The 24768-nt window shown below is 36.6% G+C and carries 20 protein-coding genes; 5 read left to right on the top strand and 15 right to left on the bottom strand.

Annotated elements, in window-relative coordinates; translation table 11 throughout:
- Positions 1–259: 259 nt before the first annotated feature.
- Positions 260–970 carry a C40 family peptidase gene (locus tag BUC06_RS05360; RefSeq protein ID WP_073330829.1) on the bottom strand — a complete coding sequence of 237 codons (711 nt, stop codon included), beginning with the start codon at positions 968–970 and terminating at the stop codon, positions 260–262.
- A gap of 338 nt (positions 971–1308) precedes the next feature.
- Positions 1309–3504 carry a glutamine synthetase III family protein gene (locus BUC06_RS05355; RefSeq protein ID WP_073330725.1) on the bottom strand — a complete coding sequence of 732 codons (2196 nt, stop codon included), beginning with the start codon at positions 3502–3504 and terminating at the stop codon, positions 1309–1311.
- 290 nt (positions 3505–3794) lie between these two features.
- On the opposite strand from BUC06_RS05355, the gene BUC06_RS05350 reads away from it, so the two are divergent.
- From BUC06_RS05350 to BUC06_RS05340, 3 genes are all read left to right on the top strand, one after another.
- A complete protein-coding gene (locus tag BUC06_RS05350; protein WP_073330722.1) occupies positions 3795–5486 on the top strand; it encodes a DUF6909 family protein in 1692 nt (563 codons plus the stop codon).
- 221 nt (positions 5487–5707) lie between these two features.
- On the top strand, positions 5708–6178 hold the full coding sequence (locus BUC06_RS05345) for a DUF1572 domain-containing protein (RefSeq protein ID WP_073330719.1): 471 nt from the start codon (positions 5708–5710) through the stop codon (positions 6176–6178).
- Positions 6179–6464: 286 nt separating this feature from the next.
- Complete coding sequence (locus tag BUC06_RS05340) at positions 6465–8306, top strand: M1 family metallopeptidase (RefSeq protein ID WP_073330716.1); 1842 nt, start codon at positions 6465–6467, stop codon at positions 8304–8306.
- 127 nt (positions 8307–8433) lie between these two features.
- On the opposite strand, the gene BUC06_RS05335 is transcribed toward BUC06_RS05340, so the two are convergent.
- Together BUC06_RS05335 and BUC06_RS05330 are read right to left on the bottom strand one after the other, a co-directional pair.
- Entirely contained in the window at positions 8434–9036 is a 603-nt protein-coding gene (locus BUC06_RS05335; protein WP_073330713.1) for a hypothetical protein, read from the bottom strand.
- A gap of 125 nt (positions 9037–9161) precedes the next feature.
- On the bottom strand, positions 9162–10001 hold the full coding sequence (locus tag BUC06_RS05330; RefSeq protein WP_073330710.1) for a M23 family metallopeptidase: 840 nt from the start codon (positions 9999–10001) through the stop codon (positions 9162–9164).
- A gap of 270 nt (positions 10002–10271) precedes the next feature.
- Here BUC06_RS05330 and BUC06_RS05325 point away from each other — a divergent pair, with 270 nt between their 5' ends.
- Positions 10272–11030 carry a type III pantothenate kinase gene (locus tag BUC06_RS05325; RefSeq protein WP_073330707.1) on the top strand — a complete coding sequence of 253 codons (759 nt, stop codon included), beginning with the start codon at positions 10272–10274 and terminating at the stop codon, positions 11028–11030.
- 55 nt (positions 11031–11085) lie between these two features.
- Positions 11086–11628, top strand: a complete 543-nt coding sequence (locus tag BUC06_RS05320; protein WP_073330704.1) for a GNAT family N-acetyltransferase — start codon at positions 11086–11088, stop codon at positions 11626–11628.
- Positions 11629–11913: 285 nt separating this feature from the next.
- On the opposite strand, the gene BUC06_RS05315 is transcribed toward BUC06_RS05320, so the two are convergent.
- From BUC06_RS05315 to BUC06_RS23735, 11 genes are all read right to left on the bottom strand, one after another.
- The gene (locus tag BUC06_RS05315) at positions 11914–12345 is read right to left on the bottom strand and encodes a nucleoside deaminase (protein ID WP_073330701.1); all 432 of its coding nucleotides are present in this window, start codon (positions 12343–12345) and stop codon (positions 11914–11916) included.
- Positions 12346–12972: an energy transducer TonB gene (locus BUC06_RS05310; protein WP_228423629.1), complete on the bottom strand. Its 627-nt coding sequence runs from the start codon at positions 12970–12972 to the stop codon at positions 12346–12348.
- Between the two features lie 53 nt (positions 12973–13025).
- Positions 13026–13946, bottom strand: a complete 921-nt coding sequence (locus BUC06_RS05305; protein ID WP_073330695.1) for a helix-turn-helix transcriptional regulator — start codon at positions 13944–13946, stop codon at positions 13026–13028.
- A 118-nt stretch (positions 13947–14064) separates the two neighbouring features.
- Positions 14065–14355 (bottom strand): toxin-antitoxin system YwqK family antitoxin, encoded by a 291-nt coding sequence (locus BUC06_RS05300; RefSeq protein ID WP_073330692.1) that lies wholly within the window; start codon positions 14353–14355, stop codon positions 14065–14067.
- A gap of 323 nt (positions 14356–14678) precedes the next feature.
- On the bottom strand, positions 14679–15440 hold the full coding sequence (locus BUC06_RS05295; protein ID WP_073330689.1) for a hypothetical protein: 762 nt from the start codon (positions 15438–15440) through the stop codon (positions 14679–14681).
- Entirely contained in the window at positions 15437–17332 is a 1896-nt protein-coding gene (locus BUC06_RS05290) for a zinc metalloprotease (protein ID WP_073330686.1), read from the bottom strand. The genes BUC06_RS05295 and BUC06_RS05290 overlap by 4 nt, the downstream gene beginning before the upstream one ends.
- A gap of 69 nt (positions 17333–17401) precedes the next feature.
- Positions 17402–21232, bottom strand: coding sequence for a hypothetical protein (locus BUC06_RS05285; protein ID WP_073330683.1), 3831 nt, complete (start codon positions 21230–21232; stop codon positions 17402–17404).
- Positions 21233–21242: 10 nt separating this feature from the next.
- The gene (locus BUC06_RS05280) at positions 21243–22940 is read right to left on the bottom strand and encodes a hypothetical protein (protein WP_073330679.1); all 1698 of its coding nucleotides are present in this window, start codon (positions 22938–22940) and stop codon (positions 21243–21245) included.
- A gap of 21 nt (positions 22941–22961) precedes the next feature.
- On the bottom strand, positions 22962–23603 hold the full coding sequence (locus tag BUC06_RS05275) for a leucine-rich repeat domain-containing protein (RefSeq protein ID WP_073330676.1): 642 nt from the start codon (positions 23601–23603) through the stop codon (positions 22962–22964).
- Between the two features lie 12 nt (positions 23604–23615).
- Positions 23616–24254 (bottom strand): leucine-rich repeat domain-containing protein, encoded by a 639-nt coding sequence (locus BUC06_RS05270; RefSeq protein ID WP_073330673.1) that lies wholly within the window; start codon positions 24252–24254, stop codon positions 23616–23618.
- A gap of 301 nt (positions 24255–24555) precedes the next feature.
- A complete protein-coding gene (locus BUC06_RS23735; RefSeq protein ID WP_164466330.1) occupies positions 24556–24726 on the bottom strand; it encodes a hypothetical protein in 171 nt (56 codons plus the stop codon).
- Between the last annotated feature and the right edge of the window lie 42 nt (positions 24727–24768).

Genomic DNA, 24768 nt, shown 5'->3' with positions numbered 1-24768 from the left:
CTTTATATTCCAACACTCTAAGGAAGGCTTTGGAACTTATTACTGCTACTAGTCAAACAGGTCCTAGCTACTACGTTCGTTGTTAATATTGCCTATAATTGATTTTAGGTACCCATCATTCCCATTCTCTGAAGGGGTGGATTTTTGCAAAGCAAAAAGACGGGGTAGTAAAAACACTCTTCATCAAAAGCTCACCACCCAAAAAATAAAAAACCATCAGATTTCTGATGGCTTCATTATTTAAATCAATTATTTAAAATTAAAAACTTGTCGCTGTGGATGGAGTAGAAGATGCTAAATTGTTATAAGCGTCTCCGTTCTCGTTGATCACTCTTTTGGCAAACCTGAATTTTGGTCCCCAGTAAGAATCATTCAGCGAAGAGATCATTACCCCTTTAGAAGTGGCTGCGTGGATGAATTTGATTTCACCTTCTTCAGTTACACTTTCTACAATACCTACGTGAGAGATTCTTCTTCCGTGTGAAAAGAAGATTAAGTCTCCTTTTTGAAGATCTCCTTTTTCAATACTTTCACCTTCCTGAGCCTGAGAAGCGGCTACTCTTGGTAAGCTAAGTCCTGCTGCTGCTCCGAATACAGAAAGAACGAAAGCTGAACAATCAATACCTCTTCTGGTCATTCCTCCGTATCTGTATGGAGTCCCAAGGTATGTTTCAGCTTCTGTTAGGATATTATCGATCGTTTTATTGTATTTGACTGCTTTTGCAATCTCAGAATTCTTAATAGATTTTTTTGCATTGGCTATAGATGCCGCCTTTTCAGCTAGAAAAGAATCGATAAGTCTTTGCTTATCCTGCTCCATTTTCTTGTTATCAAGAGAAGCTAGTTTGGCATCTGTTTTGTATTCTTTAGCATAAGTTGCTGGTTGTGAAACTACATAATTTGTAGCGCATGATTGAACTGAAACTGTAGACACTAAAGCAACTAAATAAAACAAAACTCTTTTCTTCATATATATTTGATTATCCGTGTTAAAAGGAATATTTATTTTCAAAAGCATTACAAAAGTAGAGATTCCGATTAAAAGACCCCTGATATGATTATTGTCAGGTTCTTTATTTAACACAATTTAACATATTATTTAAGTATGTTAAAGAAAAACAAACCGCAATCGCCTATTTTTGGTGAGTCTGCGGTTTTTTTTATTATGATTCTTTAACATAATAAATCAAATTTCCTTTATTTACCGTGTTTCAATATTCAAAACTCTAATTTCAAGGCTGTTAATAAATCAAAAAAAACTCCCCGGAAAAAACCGGGGAGCTTAACTAATATGGAACTTTACAGATGTTATTTTGTAAATAACATTTCTCTATATTTAGTCATTGGCCAAAGCTCATCATCTACCATCATTTCAAGATCATCAGAAGCTTCTCTGATCACATCAAATAAAGGGATTACTTTGCTGCAGTAAGTTTCTGCCTGCTTCTGACTATTGGATACAGCTTTTGCTGCTTCTCTTGCTTTAATAAGATCCTCAACGCCAAGTTTGATCTTGGAAACATTCTCAGAGATATTAGTGATTAAGCTCATTTGCTCTTTCGCCAATGTTTTGAATTCTTTGTCAGGGAATATTTCTTTAAGACCTTTTACGTTCTCGATCAATCTGTTCTGATAATTTAAAGCAGAAGGAATAATATGGTTTCTTGCGATGTCACTTAAAACTCTTGCTTCAATATCAATAACCGTAGAATATTTTTCTAATTTGATTTCGTTTCTGGCCTCAACCTCTCTGTGGGTAAACACTCCGATTTCTTCATAAAGAGCAACGAATTTTTTATCCATTTCCTGCTTAAGTGCTTCCGGAGTCGTTTTTAAGTTGTTCAAACCTCTCTTTTTAGCTTCTTTCGCCCAGTCATCAGAATATCCGTCTCCCTCAAACATAATGCTCTTGCACTGCTTGATGTACTCTCTCAATACATTGAAGATGGCCTCGTCTTTCTTCAGTCCTGTTTCGATAAGCGCATCAACTTCTTTTTTGAAATCGATTAATTGTTTTGCAGCGATCGTGTTCATTACAGTCATAGACTCTGCACAGTTGGCAGAAGATCCTACCGCTCTGATCTCGAATTTATTTCCTGTAAATGCAAATGGAGAAGTTCTGTTTCTATCTGTATTATCTAACAGGATTTCAGGAATCTTTCCAACGACGTTAAGTTTTAAATCTGTTTTTTCGTCTGGAGAAAGTTTCCCTTCTGTTACTTTTTCCAGTTCTTCCAATACTCTGAACAACTGGCTTCCGATGAATACGGAGATAATTGCCGGTGGAGCTTCGTTGGCACCCAATCTGTGGTCGTTACTTGCAGATGCGATGCTTGCTCTTAAAAGATCAGCATATTCGTAAACTGCTTTAATGGTATTAACGAAGAACGTTAGGAACTGTAAGTTTTTCTTAGGGTTTTTTCCCGGGCTTAATAAGTTTTCACCTGTGTCAGTCGCTAAAGACCAGTTGTTGTGCTTTCCGCTTCCGTTGACTCCTGCGAATGGTTTTTCGTGGAATAAAATATGGAAATGGTGTTTGTGAGCAATTCTTGCCATGATATCCATCAACAAAGAGTTGTGGTCTACAGCAACGTTTACTTCTTCAAACATCGGGGCAAGCTCAAATTGGTTCGGTGCTACCTCGTTATGTCTTGTTGTGACAGGGATTCCCAGTTTCATACATTCGATCTCCAGTTCTTTCATGAAGTTCATTACCCTTGTAGGGATAGAACCGAAATAGTGGTCATCCAGCTGTTGTCCTTTAGCAGGAGAGTGTCCTAATAAAGTCTTTCCTGTTAAAACAAGGTCCGGACGGGATTGGTATAATGCGGAATCAACTAAGAAATATTCTTGCTCCCAGCCTAAAGTAGGAGTTACTTTTGTTACATTTTTATCAAAATACTGCATTACATTGGTTGCAGCTTCATCTACAGCATTCAAAGCTCTTAAAAGAGGTGCCTTATAATCTAAAGTTTCCCCTGTATAAGAAATGAAGATAGAAGGAATACATAAAGTAGTTCCCATGATGAATGCAGGAGAAGTAGGATCCCATGCCGTATAACCTCTTGCTTCGAAAGTATTTCTGATTCCTCCGTTCGGGAAAGAAGAAGCATCAGGCTCCTGCTGGATCAATAAGTTTCCGCTGAATCTTTCGATCGCTCTTCCTCCTTCAATAGGAGTAAAGAAAGAGTCATGTTTTTCTGCGGTAGTACCTGTTAAAGGTTGAAACCAGTGAGTGTAGTGAGTAGCTCCTTTGCTCATTGCCCAGTCTTTCATAGCTACGGCTACTTGGTCTGCAATGTGTCTCTGGATCTTTGTTCCTTTTTTGATAGCATCCATAATAGACTGGAATGCTTCCTTTGTCAAATATTCTCTCATGGTCTCTTCTGAGAAAACATTCTGGCAGAATAATTCTGACAGTTTTCCAGGAACTTCAACAGAATTATCTTTTCTGAAGTCCTTAAATGGTAAAGTTTCTAACGCTTTGAATCTTAAAGTTGACATAGTAAGGTTGATTTTTACAGGGCAAATTTACAAAAAAAATGAATTGAAAATACTTTACCCCTATTTTTTTTAGGGGGTGTTGTGAAACTTTATCAAATCAAACAATAGTTTAACTTTTTATATAGGGGTTCTGTAAGAGTGAATTGTAATATTTAGCCCTGTCGTAGCATCATAATACGTTTTATGATGCACATTTTATATTTTTTTAATATACGAATTTAAACTGCTTGTTAAAAGATACTTAAAATAGAATGCGCAAAGATTTTGTATATTTGTGTGAAATTTATTTTATGACAAATTCTAGAGCTAGAGAAACAACGGAAGCAATTGAAAGATTGTATATTTCTATGAGACACCTCTTTTACAGAGGTTTTTTTAAACCTGCCGGTGTTTCTGGAGAAAGTATCAGAAGTTTGTTAAAGACGATCAATCCAGAGATTTATGGTACCATGAATATTCCCAACAAATTTGAATTAGATGGTTTGATGTATGTTTTAGACAGACTTCCGGAAGGAATTGAAGAATGTGCTTTTATTCATCTTACATCAGATGAGGGTTTTGATAAAGGAAGTTTCGAACCTATTGTCCCTAAAAAGAGAAGAAGAAACTGTTACCGGATAGATGAGCACCAAATGAATATTGAAGTTCTTTTGGGACGCTCTGAAATTTATGATATTCTTACCCACCTTACCTTCTTATTTATAGAAGCAGATAAAGTGAGAAATCTGGCTTTCATTCAGGATGAAAACTGGAAACCTACACGTGCTTTCAAAATTATTGAAGAAGTGGTAAAAGGGGAGAAGAAATTCAGCAGAAAAGAAAAAGAAGTGGCTCTTATACACTTATCTTCTTTAATAGGAAGAACTTTTGAAGAGACTTTGAATGCTTATAATTCTTTCGGTGATGATCAGAATCCTGACCGTCTGTTTAAAATCATCTACAACTTAGGAAAAGTAAGTCTGGAAGATGCCAAACAGACGAGAGAAAGAGAAATCCATTTCAGTGCTATATTAAAGGAAAGAGTAGGACACCACTACTTCGGTGAAAAATGGGCCAACAAAGTGAAAGAGGTTTTATTTGAAAACAATCTTCACATGCGTCCGCTTCACATCATTTCTGCCAACATGCATTCTGTGAAAAATATGTTGTACGGAAATGATGCCTTAAAGAAAAAAGACAACAAAGAAGTAGACTACAAACTTTACGGAGAGATTTCTGATAAAAAAGAACTTCGGGACAAAGTGTCAAAATATGCATTGGAAGAAGGACTGATCTATATTAATGATAAGAGCGGAAGTAATATCGATGTTCAGATTATTGATTTAAGCAAAACAGACCTGAAAAATACACCTTTCAGCGGAATCAAATATGGCGGAGACGATGTGATCATGGTTTTCGACTATGCTTTCGGAGAACAGGCTTTTGAGGTTATGGACGAATTGCTGAGACCTTTTGAGAGTAAAGGAGAGGTGTACATGATGAAAGTGAAATCTGTTTCTATCATGGGGAAAGCCGGAATTCTTGCCGGAGGAAAAGGAGATATTATGATCCCTACTTCTCATATTTTTGAAGGAACGGCAGATAACTATCCTTTTGAAAATGCTTTGAAACTGGATGATTTTAAAGATGATGAACTGAAAGCATTTGAAGGCCCGATGATCACGGTATTGGGAACATCGCTTCAGAACAGGGATATCTTATCATACTTTATGAATACCTCATGGAAAGCCATCGGTCTTGAAATGGAAGGAGCGCATTATCAGAAAGCCATTCAGGTAGCGTCTAAGATCAGACATCATATTGCACCGGATCTGTTCGTATGTTATGCTTATTATGCTTCAGATAATCCATTGGAAACGGGAAGTACCCTTTCTTCAGGAGGTTTAGGCCTTACTGGTGTAAAACCTACATATCTGATCACTTTAAGAATCCTTGAAAAGATTTTACAAAGCGGAAAAAAAGAAATTCCAGCTAAAAAATAATTTGATTTTAAATCATATTGAACCTCAGATGTTATTGCATTTGAGGTTTTTTGTTCTTTGAAACACGAATGACACAAGTGTTTTTCACGAATACCACGAATTGATTTGTGTTTAAATTTGTGCTTTTATTAGCGTAATTTGTGGTTAAAAATCTGATTATCTGTACAGTTCGAGAAAGCTTTAAAAAATAATTATCTTTAATAATTAAAAAAAATCAAACAATGAGCTCAGCTTTACAATTAGCAAAAAGATTCAGAGAAGTTCTGCTGGATGGTTTTTGGATCGCCAATACGAATTTTAAAGATCAGCTTTCAGATGTCACCTGGGAACAGGCTGTGACGAATGTAGATTCTTTAAATACCATTGCCATGCTCACCTTTCATATTCATTATTATATAGCCGGAGTTGCGAATGTACTGGAAGGAGGTGATCTTGAAATAAAAGATCAGTTCAGTTTTGATCTTCCACCTATTGAATCTGCGGAGCAATGGGAAGTGCTTTTAAATAGGCTTTGGACAGACTCAGAAAAGTTTACATCATTAGTTGAACAACTTGATGACAGTAAACTTGATGAGGTTTTTGTAGATGAAAAATACGGAACCTACAAAAGAAATATCGATGGAATGATTGAACATGCTTACTATCATTTAGGGCAGATCACCTTAATAAAGAAGATGCTAACACCCCTGTAATTTGAAACACAAATGCCAAATGTTTTTAACAAATATCACTAATAAGCCATGTCAAGGTTCTAAACCTTGACATGGCTTCCAGAAAAATATCTTCATGCATTATTAGTGTTTAAAATGGTGTAATAATTTGTGCCATTAGTGTTTAAAAAAACAAAATCTAAGCAAGCAAACTTAACCATCTGAATAAAACCCCATCTAACTTCATAACAGATCAAAAAACCTTAAAATACCTCCATATTTGAGGGTTTTACATAAATTACCTACCTTTAAAAAAAATAAATTTTAAATGAGAAAATCGGCTGCAATCCTTTTTGCGTTTATCATTTCACAATTTCAGGCTCAGCAGGGAGCTTATTATCAGCAGGCTGCGAAGTATAAGATGGATATTGATGTTAATGCTGAAAAATTTACCTATCAGGGAAACCAGAGTTTAGAGTATACCAATAACTCACCTGATGAGCTCAACGTGGTGTATTTTCACCTGTACTGGAATGCTTTTAAGCCTAATTCAATGATGGACCAGAGAGTGGCCGGACAGGGGAAAAACGGAGATTCCAGACTGCAGAAAGACGGAGTTTCAAGGTTGGCCTCCATTCCAAAAGATCAGGAAGGCGCGCAAAATATCCACTGGATCAAGCAAAACGGAAAAGATCTGAAATTTGAAATCCAGGAAACCATTATGAAGGTCTATCTGGCAGAGCCTATTCAGCCCAATTCTACAACTACCTTTACAATGGATTGGGATGCTGTCATCCCTGAGCAGATCAGAAGAAGCGGGAGAAATAACAGAGAAGGCGTTTATATGACAATGACCCAGTGGTATCCGAAAATTGCCGAGTACGATTATGATGGCTGGGCTACTTTTGATTATATCGGAAGAGAATTCCATGCGCCGTTTTCAGATTTTGATGTTACGATCAAGATCAACAAAGATTATGTCATCGGAGCAGGAGGGATTCTTGAAAATCCTTCAGAAGTAAAAGGGTATGATGCCGCTGCAAAAATAAAAGCTGATAAAAGCAAAAAAGCAGTCTGGAAGTGGAAAGCTAATAATATCTTAGACTTTGCCTGGAGTGCAGACCGGGATTATATCATTAAAAGTTTTGATGTTCCGGAAGGGCCAAAAGTGTTTCTGGTTTATCAGCAGAATGACAAAACTAAAGTTTGGGAAGAAGCCCAGCCTTATGTCACCAAATATTTCCAGCTAATGAATGCACACTTCGGGAAGTATGTATATCCTACCTACGCATTTATCCAGGGAGGAGATGGTGGTATGGAATACGGAATGTGTACCATGATCCTGGGAGAAGCTCAAGATATGAAAGGCCTGATGGGATTGATGGCTCACGAAGGTGCACACTCCTGGTACCAACAAATGCTGGCAACCAATGAATCGGTAAGACCTTGGATGGATGAAGGATTTACAAGCTATGCGGAAGGTTATGTGATGTATCAGCTGTTTCCTGAAGAACTTCCCAACCCATTTGCCAATACGGTCAATGCCTACAGGAATTTCGTTAAAAAAGGGATTGAAGAACCCGCGGTATGGTTTGGTGACCACCATGACAATGGAACGGCTTATACTTATGCATCTTACGTAAAAGGAGAATTGTACCTGGTAGAGCTTGGTTATATTATGGGTGAGCAGAAACTTGCCGAAACCTTAAAGCAGTATTACGATCAGTGGCATATGAAGCATCCTACTGACAGAGATTTCCTTCACATTGCCCAAAAAGTATCAGGAATGGATCTGAAGTGGTTCCATAATTATTGGATCAATACCACCAAAACTATTGATTACGGGATCAAGGATGTGAAGTATGATACAAAATCCACTACGATTACCCTGGTGAATAAAGGGCAGGTTCCTATGCCTATAGATTTCAGTGTATTAACTACAGATAAAAAAGTGGTTACCTACCAGATTCCTTTAAACATGACCCATACCTGGAAGGAGAAAGATATCTACGGAGATTTTAAGACCATGCCTTACTGGCCATGGACACAAAAAGAATATACGTTGACCATTCCTTATACAAAAGCTCAGCTTTCTGTTTTAGGGATAGATTTCAGCCAGAGATTGGCAGATGTGAATGTGGATGATAATATTGTGGAAGTGAAACAATAGATCCAATAAGATAAAAAGATAATCCCACAAAGCTTTTTTTTTTTGTGGGATTTTTATTTACTTTTCTGTTAAGATTTTATGTCTGAAATCTGGTGTCTGACATCGGGTATCTGGAATCTCCCAGTCCTTATTTTATTCCAAACTGCTGTACCATCCAATGGTTAGGGTGATTCTTGACAAGATCATTTTTTAAATCCTCATCTTTTGTGTTGAGGTAGCGGTATACTTTTAAAGGAACTGAATCCGGATATTCTTTTAATCCCTGATCCAATACCACTTTGGCCTCATTTTTCTTTCCGGCTCCGTCCAGGGATTCGGCCTTGTAGATATAGATGATGGCGGGTACTTTTCCATAAACATCTCTGGTTTCATTTTCCAATATGTTCATGGTTTCGATCTGGAATTCGGTATCAGGTGCTTTTCCAGCCATTGAGGTTCTGCTGATGTGCTGTTGATACATCAGAAAAAGCATCAGGATATGCAGGTTTTTTGTATTGGGATCTGACGCCATTTTCTCAATTCGCTGAACCGTTTCGGGAGTCATTTCGTCATTTTCTGCCTGCAGGTTTTTATTGTAAAACTCGTCAAGCACTTCATAGACTGCCCGGTCATTCTTGTCAATCTTGGCCTGTTCTTTTATTTTTTGAAATAGGTCTTTTACTTGGGCACCACTTTGCGCAAAAGCACTCAGACCAATACAAAAGAAAAATGCTAAGATCAATTTTTTCATAGAAAATCAGTTTAAAATATTTTCAGTTTTAAAGGTAATTAATTGTTTCCAATTCTCTAAATCTTCGATCCTATTTTTCCTTGGTAGGTGTAGAGAAATACTTTAGTCATTGAAAATAAGAAGAGTTAATCCTGGTATTCTTTTGCATAAGTTTTCTTTTCAGTCAGGTATTCAGATTTGCTTCCGTCTCCTGTTTTGAAGAGCGTTTTAATGCTCTTGTGTTGTTTGGGGCTTGTAAAATCAGGCAAGTAACATACAAAGTGCAGGTGAGGTCCATTGGTCCAGCCGGTATTGCCACTTATTCCTATCGGATTACCTTTTTGTACAGTATCTCCAATTTTTACTTTGACTCCATTTTGCTTTAAATGATAATATTGAGCAATAGTTCCGTCTGAATGTAAAATAGAAATATAATTGGCCAGATTTGCGCAACTGATTGTAGGACATCCTTTGTTGTTGGTTTGAACTGCATCAATCACTTTTCCTTCCCTTGCCGCTGTAATCTCCGTGCCTTCAGGCATTACGAAATCCAAAGAGTTTTCATTCTGGTGAGAAAATGTTCCGTTGTATCCCTGATAGACATTGAAAGATTTGCCTTTTTGAAAAGGAAGTGCATATTGATAATCGGAATCATAGGTTTTAACGGTGGCATCTCCGATCATTGTATAATAGTTGGGCATTTTTTTTATTTTCCAGCCTTTTGTCTTATCATTAACTACAAAATAAGTAATTCTGTACTTTATGGATTTTGCTGGGATTACCTGAATGAGTTTGAATGGTTCCGGAATTCTCATGTTTTCAACTTCAGGTTGCTGAGGAAATGAGATGGAAATGGGATAAATTTCAGTATTATCTACATAATATCCTACTGTATCTTTCTTTTGCTCAAGATATATTTTTGCCGGTTTCTGCGCGAACATTAATGCAAATTGAGATAGTAATATCAGGGTAATTATTTTTTTCATTCTTTTGTGGCTTTTGATTGACTTTGCAATGATAAAATTATTTTACAAATCCGCAATATGATTAATAAAAAAAAATCTTTAACTTTTTGTAGCGATAACTGGAATTTATATAAGATAGATGCTTATTGTCAGTTCTTTACTGGGTTTTATAGGAACAATGGTAAATACAGATTAAGGAATTGAGCTAAATAATATCGATATTGCTTATTTTTAAGGATAAAGCCTTATTTTTACAACTGTTTTTTAACCCATACAAGCTTAAAAAATTAAATGAATTCAATTGTAATTAACGTAGGGAACAGCAATATCAGATTCGGACTTTTCAATGGAGATAACTGTGATATTTCATGGGTCATCAATACAAAGCCGTACAGAACAGTAGATGAGCTGTATGTGCAGATGCTGATGCTCTACCAAACCTATAAAATAGAACCGACAGAGATCAGTAAAATCATTATCGGATCAGTAGTACCTCAGCTGACCAAAGTGATGAGTTCGGCGATTAAAAAAATCCATGGTATTCTGCCTGTGATTGTAGACCGGTCTACTCCCTCAGGAGTGCAGGCCAAATCTAAACAGATGGGAACAGATATTTATGCTAATCTTGTAGCTGCCCATCATTTGTATCCTGACCGGAAAAAAATCATCATCGACTTTGGAACAGCCCTTACAGCAAGCTGTGTAACGGAGACTGGAGAAACACTCGGCGTGATTATTGCCCCGGGAATCGTTACTTCTTTAAATTCTTTGATTAACCAAACGGCTCAGCTTCCTGATATTGAGCTTAAAAAACCTAAATCTGTATTAGGACTGGATACTGTGACCTGTATGCAGAGTGGTATGGTATACGGATTTCTTGGAATGGTGGAAGGTTTTATAGACCGTATCAACGATGAGGTGAATGATGACTGTTTTGTGATTGCCACAGGTGGTGTTTCACACGTTTATAAACCCCTGACCGAAAAAATCCATGTGATGGACAGATTGCATACATTGAAAGGACTCTACTTTTTAGGTAAAGATTTATAAATAGACAAGATCATAGCTCAGAATTGAGTTGAAAGATTTTTTATAACCATGGATCATGAGAAAATTAAAAGAATTTCCGAAAATCGAAACTGAAAGACTCATCCTTTCGGAACTTAGAGAGGAAGATATTCCATTAGTCACCTTATATCTTCAGAATAAAATTTTCTCCGATCTTACCTCCAATATTCCTTATCCCTATACCAGAGAGCATTCTGAAATTTGGATTAAAATGTCCCGGGAATCCTTTGAAAACAATACAGGCTACACTTTTGCAATCCGCGATAAGGAAGGGCAAATGATAGGAGCTATAGGACTCCATGACAGGGAAGATGACAAAGCCGAACTGGGTTATTGGATGGGAAGGTCTTTCTGGAACAAAGGATATATCACTGAGGCTGCTCTCGCTCTGATTGAATTTGGATTTAGGGAACTGGAAGTCAACAAGATTTATGCTACTTATTTTCTTCACAATCCTGCTTCAGGAAGAATTATGGAAAAAATAGGAATGAAGGAAGAAGCACTGTTAAAACAACACCTTAAAAAAAATGGTGAATACTTTGATGTCATGATGTATTCCGTTTTTAAAAATATCAAATGATTTAAATTTTTAGTGAAGCTTTCTGCTGGGTGCAGGCATTTTCTTTTTGATTTTTATGCTTTTCTTTCCATTGGATTTTCATTATATTTCATGGACAAATAATACTCTCATTCTTGGAGATTACAGCAGTAGAAAGATTGATTCTGATGTGGTATATCAGTAAAAAGACAGCATTCTTAATCTTTTAGTTTTGGAAAATATAGGATAGAGACCAAAGCATTAAACTGGAGAAAGATGAATGCCCTAAAGCCTCTTTTCATCCAGTAATAGAGGAAGAGCAGTAGGTTATCTTTTGCTTTTGAAAAACTCTTTAACAATAGATGAACACTCATGTTCCATTACTCCGGTTACTATTTCTGTTTTTGGGTGCAGAGAAAGATGCTTATTGATAAACCCCCTCTGCTCATCTCTGGCGCCAATCACTACTTTAGAGATTTGTGACCACGAAAGTGCTCCTGAACACATCACACATGGTTCTAAGGTTACGTACAATGTACAATTCATCAAATATTTGCCTCCAAGAAAATTGGCAGCGGAGGTGATGGCCTGCATTTCTGCGTGGGCAGTAACGTCATTCAGGGTTTCGGTAAGGTTGTGGGCTCTTGCAATGATGCGGTTGTTGGAAACGATCACACATCCGATAGGAACCTCATCTTTTTCCCTTGCAGCTTCTGCTTCCTGCAGGGCCATTTTCATGTAATATTCGTCGGTAAACATTTAGTCTTCGATAGTTAAGGTTAAAGGAAGTGTCAGCTGGTGTCTTACCGTTTCTCCTTTAATGATGGCCGGTGAAAATTTTTCTGAAATAGAATACAGCGCGATTTCAGCCTGTCTGTTGAAGGTAAAATTATTTCCCTGGGCATGCACATTGCTGATACTGCCATCTTTCTCAACAATAAAAGCGACATCCGTTTTTACCGTTTTTGCTTCAGTGTAGACACCGTCTGTATAAAAAAGATTGGCAACTTCCTGTCTCAGTGTATTGAACCCACCTGGATAATCCGCGGATTTTTCAAAAACGAAAGGCTTTTCAGTAGTAATTTCTGACAGACTTTTTGGGCTTTTCAGCGATTGGAGGTCTTCCGTGTTTCTCACTTTTAGCAAAGCTGCTATCATGGATACGTTTTCAATGCTGTCCATTTTTTTCATAAAAAGAGTAAAATCAACCTTTATGCTGGCCTTTCTGAAAGAGTCTGATTCCAGGTCGAATTTCTTTTTAAATTCTGTACCCAACATGCTCCGATGCTGGTTGTAATAGTTTTTTACAAGCCTGAATTCTTCCTTCTGCTGGGAAAAACAAAAACAAGAAATGAGACAGAACAGGGATAAAAATAAAGCTTTCAAAAGAGTATATTTATGTAAATATAATCAAAAAAAGTGAGCTTTTACATGTAAGATCAGCTTTCCAGATACCGGTTTAATGACTCCTGTAAATGAGTTCGGATGTCATCAACTAAACATTTAGGTTCCAGGACAGTAACTTCCTTTCCGTAAGAAAGAATCTCCTGCATAAAATCATAAGTAGGGTGGAGGAAGAACTCAAAATAAATCTCTTCTGGAGTTTCTTTCGTTTCTTTCTGAGACTGATGCAAGGGAAAACTTCGGATGTATTCGCCCTGATGTCTGCTGCATTTCATGACAATATTCTGCGGTTTCTGCTCCGCCAGATTCATGACACCAAAAGCATTTTTGAAATGTTCCCTGAAATTGTAATTATACTTTTCACGGAATTTGCTGTCGCTCACGTCCAGGTAATTCACTCTATCCAAACCAAAGGATTTCAGGACCTTATCTTTGGTGTCAATGGCGATGAGGTACCATCTGTCCTTGGATTCCTTTAAGGCAAGGGGATGTACCTTTCGGGAAGTCATTATTTTGTTTTTGTAGTTGTAATGTTCAAAGCTTACGACCCTTTTATTACGGATGGCGAAGAACAGATCATAGAAATGCTCTATTCCGGTGGGTTTTCTGCTTTCAAAAAAGATAAAATCTGAAAAATCCGGATGAAGGTTCAGGGCATTGCTTACCTGAAAAGATTCCAGTAATTTCTGATTGTATTCATCTACTTCCATGATGGGACGGCTTTCAATATAATAACGGTTGTCTCCCTTCTTTTTGTTGTGAATGGAAAGATTAAAAAGATCAGAAATCTCCCGAATATCCCTCTGCAAAGTACGGATCGAGTAGCTCTTGATCCCTGCATCCTGAAATTCGAAAGAGTTCAAAAGATAGTCCTCCAGCTGGGAATAGGTAGCCGGAGAACTTTCTAATCTTTTGATAATTAAGGCATATCTTGTCAGATAAAAATCTTTTTTCATTCGTCTATAATTTATGCGGCAGCAAAGCTGCGTTTCATGGTAAAATTTTATAAGACAAATATATAGGCTTAATGCGACAAAACGTGTCGTGTTTTAATTTTTATCTAATATATTCTTATTAGAAGGATGCCATTAAATTACCATTTTCATCCCATTTTTTATAAGTTCCGTCATATTCTGCGTTATTATGGGCTTTATATTCTGTATATTTTTTACCGTTTTTATGATAAGATCTAAACCAACCTTCCTGGTATCCTTCTTTATATTCTTCCTCACAAAAAAGTTCGCCGGTGTCATAGTATCGTAAAACAACACCTGTAAAAGGGCTGCCATTGTGATAATAGATAGGAACTCCTCCGCCATCTAAACGGTTACATGTTAACTCACTTTCTTTTATTTTTAATGCCATGATAATTTGATTAATGTATTAAACATTTAATAATGGGTGTAATATAGTGAGACCATGCTAATAGAGTAGTTCTTGATCCTTTGTACGCTTTATGTAAAGCGATTTTAATTGTTCTTCCATAACGATTCTTTTTTTGTATCGCTATTTCAGGACTAGACAAAAACAATAATATAGACTTAATGCTACAAAATTTGTCTTGTTTTTATTTTTTAACGATTATTATGTGGAAAATAATACGAGACTGCCTCAATGTTGAGACAGCCTCGTAGATTATTGCTTTTTGCGGGTATTGATAGAATGGAAAATTGTTTGTCTTTTTTGAACTAGATTTTTTGGAAATCCATTTCTTTAAAATTTATATCATCAATGTTACTGTAATTAATATTATATTTCTTTAAATAGTCAATTGCTTTTTCTTTGTCCCCTTTTATAATCACTTTTCTCATTAAAAGATTCTGTTGTCTGTTTACTTTTTCATAAATAATAATTTCAAACTTATTTTTCTTGTCACTAGAAGTAATTGCTAAAGTATTATAGTAAAAAATATTTAGTATTTTGAAATCTGTATTGATATCAATATATTCGTTTGAAATAACATGGGTTTTACAGAAAAAACTTTTTGAAAGCCATATTTTAGAATCATTATTATCACAGCTATTACTTACTGTAAAAGAATTTAAATAAGTATTAATATATTTAGTTCCCTTATTGTCTTTCTGAGATTGTATTAATAATTTATTAGGAGCTATTTCTAAAAAACTTATACAATTTGCATTATTAGCTCCATATTGATCAAATTTGAATTTTACATTATATTGATTAGGAGACTCTTCAATTGTTATTTTATAGCTATTTGTTTTACCATCTCCTTTATATTGAGTTGCAAATTTTAATGGGAAAATATCAGATTGAATATATTCTTTTGAATTGACAGAGTAATTACTCAAAGCTTCTTCGAAAGCTTCGTATAGTGAATCCTGCAAAACATGATTGATTTGTTTTTTTAAGTCATATCTAATTATGTCTTGTGCTGCAATATGTAGAGGAACAAATGCGAGTAGTATAATTTTAAAGAGATTTTTCATAGTTTATTTAATATTTTTGTAATTTCACTAGCAAAAATAGTTAAAATTTTATCACTTGAATTTTTAATTTCCGAATAATCCCCATCATATTTTTTTTCCAATGCTCTAGTAAGAAAGTCCATTAAATGTCTACTATAATCCCAGATGAAACCTAGTTCATTTGTGAAATCCACAAGGCCTGATTGATTTCTTTCTGTTTTTTGCTTGAAACTAAGTTCTGCAATTGTATTTACATTAGATGAAACCTTTTCTCTCATTTTATCCCACTGATATTTGATGAAACACCTTCTGTCAGGGTCACCATTTTTAGGATAATCCATAATGTTTTCAAGGGTGTGTTCCTTAGGAAGTTTTAAATCTCCAATTTGGGGGCTACTACCTAGTATATCAAAGGTATGTCTCACACCGAAAGAGTGACCAATTTCGTGAGCCAAAGTCATGATTTTTCCAATGGCATTATTAGGAATTATTATTTCCTTCCCATCAAGAAAAGCCATTGCTTCATCACGAGATGTAATTGATGCAGTTGCAGTTAATTTTGTGTTGATTTTTGTTTCAATATTGTGGCATATAAAAGCAAAAAGATAATTTATCTTAAATTCACCGTGTAAATAGCTGTATAGCCTATCTACAATGAGGTCATATCTCTTCATCACACTGCCTCCTGAATTGAATGGCTTTGCCGTATCCAAGTCGTCAAGTTCTTTTTTTATTGATGATGATGGCTCAAGAAATTTTCTGGTAGCTTTACCGTCATTTACATCTAGTTTTTTTAATTCGGTCTCTGTACTAATCAGAATTTCATTAACCATGTTTTCATAAAATTTAGACATTATTATTTTTAAAGCTTTATCTAAATCACTTAATTCATATGGCTTACCAGGTCCCATATTTGTTAAAACATTTGAAATTGGGTGACCATCGTATGTACCATCAACCAGCTCCTGATCTGTAGGTTTAATGAAAAATGTTTTATTTGCTCCTCCAGAAATTAGCTCAACAGAAGATTGATTAAACGCTTTTAGATTTAAATCATTTATCATGGTTGCACCATTAAAAGGGGTAGTTGGAGTGGATGTGTTATAAAAAACATCAATAAAGAATATTTTTGCTTTTAATAATTTATTGGGCAGCAAATTTATCTTTCCTATTTCTAAATCTTTTCCCGATCCATCATCTATAAAAGCAGTTAACGTAGTTTTATCATCAATGGTTTCAGCTGATTTTGTTTTAATTTTGAAATCTAAAATATCTTCACTATTTTTAAATGTAAGGGTGTTAGTGAAAGATTCAATGCCTTTTTTATTTGACAGTTTGAACGAAACAATAACTCCAAGCTTTGCCGTACTATCAGTGTCGAAAAATTTTGCTGAAAGTATTACTTCTTTTCCAGGTTTAATGAGAACATTTGGAGCATAGTAACTTAGATCAATCATTTTTTTGTTTCTTTTAGATAATGTATATGCATAATCAATAAAGTAAGATGTTGATGGATCTGTTAAAAGTTTGCCCGGAGCCTTTAGTTCAGATGATAGACTTGGATCTTTATCATAAAAAGTTTCTAATTTACCTAATATTCTTTCTTTGGATGTATCGTCCACTGTTTTTCCTCCAATTATTTTTTTTTCGTAATATTTATTTTTATATACATCCGTATTATTTGCATATAGACGTTCGTTAAATACGTCAAAACCAAAAGATTGATCATATTTCATATCACCTTTTATATTGCCTGAGGACTCCTTTTTAGGAAGACCATTTGCTTGATCCGATGACCTGAAAAACATTAATAGTTTGGGAGTTGTAGCACTGAACTTTCTTACATTAGTCTTATAAACATCCACATCAGCCACTCCAATGCTTGCCAGATTTCTAATATCTATATTTTTCATTTTGAGTTTTTTAAGATTAAATTTTGAAAAACAGCGGTGATGTTTCACACCGCTGATTAATGTTAGCTATTATCCAACAATTGTTGTAGGCAATGTTGTAGGATCGGTACTATGGCTTAATTGTACGTCTCTCTGCTCAAAACTCGTCTTAGTCTCCAGTTCCGAAGGATTCTCACAATTGTTCGGATCAGTTTCCGGGAAGATTGGAAGAGGTTCCTCAACGGGTAATCCTGTAGATTTATCCTGAAGAATAGTAAGCGTAGTAGGTACTTTGGTAATCCAATATTTGCCCTGTGCTACTCCTGTAGGCTGTCTCATTTCATCCACGATACTCATGTACATTGGATCTCCGATAACAGGAACAGCGCCCCCATTCCAGATAATTCCTGTTTCCATGAAGAACTGTACAGCATTTTCAAAGCCTGGTTTTACGGTAACGATAATTCTTGCCATACCTGCCTGTAAGAAGCTTCTGAACAATGGATCCATGCTCTCACTCAGGTAAAATTCCTGCCAGCTCTTACGGTTGGCCCAGTAGTAAGGATAGAACGTATAATCCATAATTTCCCATTCGAAGGCCTGTTCCATAAACTTGGCAAGGGCGGTATACCTATCCAGATTGTCACTCAGATATACCTGGAAGTTATCCATCGTTGTTTTTTCCGCAGCTCCGTTTGTTGTTTCCAGTCCTAATGTATTTGTATTAAGATAATCCTGTAGCAGGTATGCAATACAGTTGTGCTTTAAGACATCATGCTCCATAAAACGGTAGAATTTATCCTGTCTTTCTTTAAGCTGTGCCTCTTTTTCTTTCTGCTCTGCATCTAATCTTGTCTGCTCTTCCTGGAATTTTGTATAAGCATCTTCATACGCTTTAATGATCGCATTGAAGCTCTCTGTTTTCCATTTGCTGATGAATTCATCACTCAGTTCGCAGTTTATTGTTGCTTTAACGGTATAATGTCTGATATTGTGTCCTTTCACCTGAAAACTTACATTACCGGTTATATTGAACCCGGAAGAGGCTCTGTCAAAAATAATATCCCCACGATCATTATGACCAACGAAATCCCCATTAAAATTGGAACAGTATACTTCCGCATAACGGGATCCCTGTAATCCACCGCCTCTGTTTCGGCCTGCCTCACAATGGAAGCTTGCATTTTTCCCGGCATAGTTATCAGGAATTGTAAACTGAGTATAATCTACTCCAAAATCGTCATTGGTTTGAGGAACACTTGCCGCAGTATGGATCACCTGTTTAGTAGGTGCCGGGAAAGCATCCAGCTGTACTCCGTAAATCTGTGCCCAATGCTGTATCTGTTCAATATTTGCAGATTTAGGATCCGGCATATACCATGGTTCAGGAGCTTTTCTTGGGTCTACAGGAGCGGTAAGTACCTGGGCTTTGGCAACGGTAAGAGCAAGACGGTGTAATCTTGAAGGTTCAGGAACCATAAATTCAAACATCGTACGTTTACCATAGTTATAGATCTGATTCTTCATTTTCTTATCGATCCATCGGTAAACTCCTGTGATATGCTTAGGTTGTGCAGCATTAGGATTATCAGTATTCGTGACCTTTCCTCTGTTGTCAAACTCATGCACATTGGTTTCCGTATATTCCTTGATGATTTTCTGTACTCTTTCTTCTGAAATTTTGGTAAGAACTCTTTCCATGGCTCTTTCCGTAATTTCCTGAGACTTCATCACCGCTTGTCTTGTACTGTCATGCTGTGCTGTATTATTGGCATAGTCTGCACCAATTTCAAATTTCATAGCATTGTCATTCCCATAGCTGAATCTTGTATAGGCAGAAATACTTTGCTGCTTTTCCACTTCTTTGGCTACTTCGGTCTGCATATCCGTTCTGGACGTTTTTGAAGTATCGGAAATTTTCTCGGTTTCCTGAGATTTGGAAGTTGTATCCGTAATTTCAGAATAATCTCTTGAAACAGAAGATTTATGTCTCAGTTCGCTGGCCATAACATTCTCAATATTGGAAACTTCTCCAGGAACATAGGCATGAACACTTTGTACAACTTTCAGATAATCTGCCACTCCAAGTCTTTTGATTCCGAAATTTTTACGTTTCTGGATCGTTACCGGTTCAGGTTCACCCGGATTTTCAATGGCGGCACGTTTTAGGGTAAGCATTCCTGTAAGACTTAGGTCCTGCTTGATGTATTGCTCGCTAATATCTCCATAGGCAAAGCTTCCGTTATCAAAAATGATTTCAATTCTGAAGGTAAAAGTGTTTCGGAGTTTGTTCACTAAACATGTCGGTAAAGTGATTTTATTATCTACAACCTGAATATTGCTGTAGTTTTCTTCAAAAGATCCGGCAAGGTCTGTAGTGGCAATGACCTTGGCATTGGCAACACTCCATGAAACATCTTCAACCTCAAAAGAAAAATTAACGAATCCTCCTGTACCCGACATTCTGAAAGAATTGTGCGCATAGAGACTGTAGGCCATTGGGTTTCGGGCTGTACTTTGATTCACCGGAATAGAAGCTCCTCCCACGTTCACATACTGCTGCTGCTGAAGAGGGCTGTTCAGTAATGCGGTCTCCATGGATGAAGAAATGTTGTTTTGTACTACGATCAAGGCATCGGAATAGCTTTGTATTTCATCATCAATGATAATGGTCTGATTTCCGATTTTCATGGTATCTGCTGAAAGAATCTGAAGACTTTCGGTATCTGCCATTTTAGATATTTCTCCCGCATTGAATTCTCCAAAAAGATCAACAAAAAGGTCAAAGGATTCAGGAGACAGTTTTGCTTTTAGATCTTCCAGATCGATTTCATTTCTGAAAGAAAATTCAAAAGAGGGAACTTCATATTCCTTTAAGCTTTCATATAGACGTTTTTTCTCTTCTTCTGGAGTTTCCGGAGTGATTTTGCTTTCCACTTCAGCCAGTTTTCTATCATAGATTTCCATACGTTCTCTATTTTCATCCACATACCTTGAATAAGCTTCCTGGTATGATTGATGACGGGACTTATGATATTTTTTCTGAATTTTTTCCAGTTCGGTGTTCAGTTTAGTCAAAGCGTCTCTTCTGTGAATTGCTTTGTTTACAACCAGGGAGGCTCTTGCTTCGGCTTCTAATCTTTGAATGGTTTTTGCGCTCAGAACAGGTCTTGTTTCACCTGCCGTTGCTCTTGCTGAACCAGCTGAAACCGTTTCTGAACTGTCCTCTGAAAATAGAGTTTTTGGTAATATAATCTGACTATTCAATGCTTTCTCTAATGGTTTTTCTCCATTTACCTTGATGATTTCAGGGTCAGTAAGATCCTGATTGTTGGCAAAACCAAGCTGAATGGCCATCAGAATATGGCTGATCGCTTCTTTAATGTAGAAGTCTCCCTGAGTAATGATCTGATAAATAAAGTTATTCCAAAGAAGAGTAAACGTTTTAACTCCCTCAGGATTAAGATTTTTGTTGGTGTCAATAAGACTTTTGTAATAATCTGTAACGTAAGTCCAGTCATTACTGTCCAGTGTTTCTCTTTTAGAAAGTTTTCGCCCAATAGCCAGAAGGTCTTTATATACTCCTTCTTCAATTTTCTTTTCGGTTTCAAATCCTGCATTATTAAATCCGCTGGCTGCTCTCTTCATTTCTCCAAACTTGGATGTTTTGGCGGGCCTTCCGGCAACTGCAGTGTCAAAAATACCGGTTGCCCCTTTGGGTCTGTGGATAAATCCCAGGTTTTTATCTTTAGTTTCTGTTAATTGAGGGTTTCTTAAACTAACGAATCTGAAAAGCGTCTGTGACGCATTGTTTGTTGTGTTCATGTTATTTGTTTCTTTGTAATTAATGATGCCTTCTCCTATTAAGGATTTCCCCACGGTAAACGCGGACTTTGCTGGTGGTGTGTTATTTAGTTCCATTTTATATTAATTATTTTTTGGTGTATTCAAGAGTTAGGGTAAATGAGTTAATGGCGGAGTAATCATAGTCAGGGTCACCCATAAGTTCAATGATTGCCAGCTTTCTTTCTATAGTGATGTAAGCTTTTGTTCGCCATTGGTTACCTGCGAATGCTGCATCTATTGCATACCATTCTGTAAACATCTCGTTGGAAATAATGGTGTCAAGATCCGGAAACTCCGTTTTGAACTCAACCAGACCTGTTCTTGGAATCTGAGTGAAAACCACGGTTTTTTTGTAAACAGGTTTACCATTGATCCAGGTTCCGCCTGTTTTTTCCTCTTTTGTAGTATAAGAATGTTGCTTATCTGCATATTGCTTTTGGATATAACTTTCATCCACATAATAGTCGCCATAGTAACTTGTTCCCCGTAAGCCTGAGAAAGCCGGATTACTGGATCCTATCGTGACATCACTATGATAAACACTTAATGTGGATACTACATTGTCACCTCCCATCCAGTACATAAGTGGGGTTAGGGTACCATCATCCTGAATATCAAATCCAGATTTCTCATTATTGGGAAGTTTGCTATAGAACCCGAAGGAATTATAACCTGTTGTATCGCTGCCTTTATATTGAATAGAGCCTGTTAAAGGTCTGCCGTCAACAGTACCGGAAAGTGGTATTGAGTCAGTTTTATCTTCCCATCCGAAAGTTCCGTCTGGATTAGCTACAATATTTTTGGTATAGCTGCTGTCTGCGGAAGGTATTTTACCAGGAGTTACTGAAAACTTACCATTGATATTGACGTATTTGTCTATAAAGTCCCCGGAGATCAAGGCATTGGATATTGATGCACTTCTGCCACCATTAAAATTTTGGATATAGAGTTTGTTTTTAATGGGGAAATTATTAAAATTAGAATCCCCGCCGATAATGACATTATTTGCAGAACCGGTACCAAGAGCAGTTCCTCCTCTATAACCCAAAATAATATTCTGGCTGTTATCACCTCCTCCTGAGTTTCCGGCATAGGCTCCAAGTATGGTATTGCCCTGTGAACCTTTACCATTGTTGAAACTGGAGTACCCTACCACGGTATTTTCATTCGAACCAAACCCGTCTTCCATACTGAAGTTACCAATGATGGTATTTCCTAAAGTACTGAAATCTGTATTGCCTGACCTGTGTCCAATTGCTACATTGTCATTACCCAAAGTTTTTGATTTATTACCAATCGAGATCGTATAATTGGCCTGGCTGCTTAAGTCATCCGTCTCTTCACCTATGATGATATTGTCCAACTGAGAAGAGCCGCCATAACTTATTCCCTGTACTTTGATGTTTTTGGTGGTTTCATTTCCCCTGTCTGTTACAGTCTGAAGGCTTCCTACATCTCCCTGAGTAATATCAATGTATCTCGTACCGGTCCATCTGTACAGTTTATTGGTGTCTGCGGTAATATAAATTTTTCCCGATTCACCCTGCTGTGGCAGATTGGATAATGATGGAAATTCCAGTACATCATCTACATAACTGGGTAATTGTGATGCGGGAACTTTACCGCTTACAAGATCTGCCTTCTTTGAAAAATCATATTCTAATTTTTCTGATGGAATTTTTTCGTCTTTGTGCCAGTAAGAGTTCTGCCATTCCCAGAATTCTTCCTGTACTGGGATATCTCCGTTTTCGAAATATTGTTTTAGTTCTTGTTTTGTTTTCATCTTGTCGTATTTTAAATTTAATTACATGTCGCTGACTAGAGTTCCGCCAACAACCCTTGTTTTGGGATCAAATGAATCAGGATAATATTGAGTATTTCTGTCCAGTCTTATGCTGGATAAATCAGGGTTATAATTAAAGGCATTTGGGCCAATCTTTAAAACACCTGGCGGAATATATAATGCGCTAATTCTGTTAGAAGTAAAGGCAGAATCCTTAATTTCTTTGACGCTGTCAGGAATTACTACTGAGCTAAGCTGATTAAATGCAAAGGCACGTTCACTGATGATGGATACATTTTCCGGAATAGTTAATGTTTTTAAAGCATTGCTGCTGAAAGCATCCACTCCGACAGTGAGTAGACTGCTGGTAAGAGTCAATTCGGATATGCCTAATGCAACTCCAAACCTATCGGGAATGTGCAATGTGCCTGGCTTTATAAATATCCTTCTGACCTGTAGATGAGCCAGAGAGGCATTTCCTCCTTCAATTATCTCTGCATAAAAGTCATTGACCCGCGGAAATCCGTTTTCCAGACCGGCGATTTTCGTCATGTCTATTTTCTCATCTTTATGCCAGTAAGAGTCCAGCCATGTCCAGAAATCTTCCTGTGCAGGCCTGTCTCCGTTTTCGAATAAAAGCCTTAGTTCTTCTTTTGTTTTCATGTTGAATTGTTGTTATAAATCGAAATAGCGCATTATTGTTGCTGTTTCCGGAATTCCTGCACTACTTAAATCTAACCCGCTAAGTGCAGATACTTTTTTAAGAGATGGAATATTAAATGCGTTTTGTCCTACGGATTTAACAGATTTAGGAATGTATAGTTCAGTTAAGTTTTTGCTTCCAGAAAGTTGAAATGCTCCGGTCTCTATAGTTTCTATACCATTGTCTAATATTAGTTCAGATACTCGAGCGTTTAATCCGCTAAATGCTCCTGACTCAATAACTTTACATGATCCAGGAATTCTTAAAATATCAGTTAGATATTGTGATATGAAGGCATTCGTTTTTATCCTTTCCAAGGAGTTTGGAAAAGTAACGCCTGAAATATAATTTCTACTGGTTGGTGAAAATGCGAATCCTGTCCCGCCAATAATTTTTATGCCTTCATGAAAAATGATTTTTTTTCCAATACCAACAATTTCTGTGTTGTCTGTGGAAGAATAAATAAAGTCATCGTAAGCAATTAGATCGAGAGAGCTATTTTTCAGCTTTTCATCTTTGTGCCAGTAAGAATCCAGCAGAGCCCAGAAATCTTCTTGTGTAGGTTTGTCTCCGTTTTCGAATAAGAGTTTTAAATCTTCTTTTGTTTTCATAATAAATTGTGTGATTTTGTTTATATTAATAAGTCTAGATTTGAAAGGTCTTTTTAATAGATTACCTTCATGTTTTTAGTCTCTTTTTTTGGCGGTAGTAGACTCTATTTCCGCTCTACCGTTACATTTTCATATGTTGTTGTTTTTATATCTTTTTAGACATAGTTCTGGCTGTCCGGCATTTTGTGAATGATGGATTCAAAGGTGTTTTTGAATAATTATAGGATGATGTCGGGTGTATTGATTTGGTATTTCAAAGATAATTCCGGACAGCGTCAGAACTCGTCGTGTTATAATGTATTTAGTATCTATTTTCTTCAGGAATACCATCTTCGAAATCTTCCCTGAAAAAGTTTTCAATGTCGTTGAGATAGTTCTCATAGTCCATCTCTGCATGTTCGATATCGCTCCATTCAATAGTATAGAGATCTTCATCGAAAAGGATATCTGGATTGTGATCTGGTGTTTCCATGTTTTGTGTTGTAGAATTTGGGTTATGTTTTAAACATATTTC

It is taken from the genome of Chryseobacterium carnipullorum (genome assembly GCF_900142785.1).
GTDB classification, from domain to species: Bacteria; Bacteroidota; Bacteroidia; order Flavobacteriales; family Weeksellaceae; genus Chryseobacterium; species Chryseobacterium carnipullorum.
The sequence above is the reverse complement of the archived record's forward strand: the minus strand, read 5'-3'. Positions and strand labels throughout refer to the sequence as shown.